Origin of the sequence: Roseburia sp. AF12-17LB, from assembly GCF_003479605.1 — a bacterium.
GTDB lineage: Bacteria > Bacillota > Clostridia > Lachnospirales > Lachnospiraceae > Roseburia_C > Roseburia_C amylophila.
Genome location: NZ_QUHR01000032.1, coordinates 1 through 1345, shown reverse-complemented (window position 1 = coordinate 1345; position 1345 = coordinate 1). Strand labels below are relative to the sequence as shown.

The window sequence follows — 1345 nt, the reverse complement described above, 5'->3', positions numbered from 1 at the left end:
GGGTTATAGGACAAAACGTGTTGATGGCTAATCCCATTCTGTAAAAGATTTATCCATCTTATGGAGGTCACTCCACACAATGGCATCACCCCAAAGTGAAAGACTCTTTTCCAACCGGGATTTATCATTCATCCTTTGATATATTGCTGCAATACTTCTATCTGTAGGCATAGTTTTTATTATTTCAGACAATGAAAGCGGTTCTGGAGAGTGCATATAACACCACCAGTAAACCGCTTTTATTCGTCTTTCTATAGAAAGTCCTCTATGATTTCTCAACATTTCTCTGAGTCTTGAGTTGATTCCGCCTTCAATTCTGTTATTCGTAGATGGTGCAATGAAATCATTTATAAATTCCTTATCCAAGTATGTAAACAGTGTGTTTTCTTTGATAAGTTTAAGAAGGGATCTCTCTGCTTTAAGCAGTCTCTCATGAGTTGGTCTTTTATTACCATGCTCATCTACCGTCATTTCACTAAGAAATTCCTGATACTTCTTTATCCACTCAGTGAAACGGGTTACCCATGTTTCTGCCTCTTGTTTCTCTTTTATTTTAAGTAAATCTTTAGCCAGACAATAAAGCTCTACTCCAGCTAATGTATTAGGTTTGGACGTTGTATAACGTTTTATCTGGCAGAATACATGAAATATACATCTTTGATGTTTTGCTATTGGCCATACTTTTTTCAGTGCTTTTGCAAATCCTGTTCCACCATCTGATACAACCATTCTTGGCTCAGCTATACGCTTCATTAAAGCAATCCAGGCACCTGCATGTTCATATCGGCATAAATACCATCCAAGTACATTTTTCTCATCGCAGCAGATTAGCACACAGGCCTTTCGGCCAAGATAAATTCCATCAAGAAAAAGAACATCTTTGGTTTCTTCTATTTTCGGTGGCATCGGCCATATATCCCAAAATCTTGCTGTCTTTCTTCTAAATGTTCTTCCTTCTCCTGGCATTATTGATTGAGTTTCTTTTCCAAACAACCAATCTAAGAAGATTTGTAACTCCTTTGAATCATTATCTATTTTATGTGTTAACGAAGTTTTGCATTTCTTGCATAGCCAGCGTTGTGTTCCCGCTTTTGTTTTTCCTGCTTTAACACATTTGTTTCCACAAATAGGACAATTTATCTGATTCATTTAATCTTCCTCCATGGTTTTCTATTTCAAGAAAGATTAAACTCTGTTTTGCCCTTTATTTTCAAGGGTTAGAGCATTTTTTATCAACACGTTTTGTCCACCCTCAAAGTTCTTTGAAAAAAGATTAAACCGCCTTCAGCCCTTTATTTTCAAGGCTTGAAAGCGGTTTTCATCAACACATTTTGTCCTATAACTC

General features: G+C 36.5%; 1 protein-coding gene. It reads right to left on the bottom strand.

Translation table 11 applies throughout. The annotated features are described in order from the left end of the window. Positions 1–27 precede the first annotated feature (27 nt). Positions 28–1149, bottom strand: coding sequence for an IS1249 family transposase (locus DWV68_RS14260; protein ID WP_118057814.1), 1122 nt, complete (start codon positions 1147–1149; stop codon positions 28–30). Positions 1150–1345 lie beyond the last annotated feature (196 nt).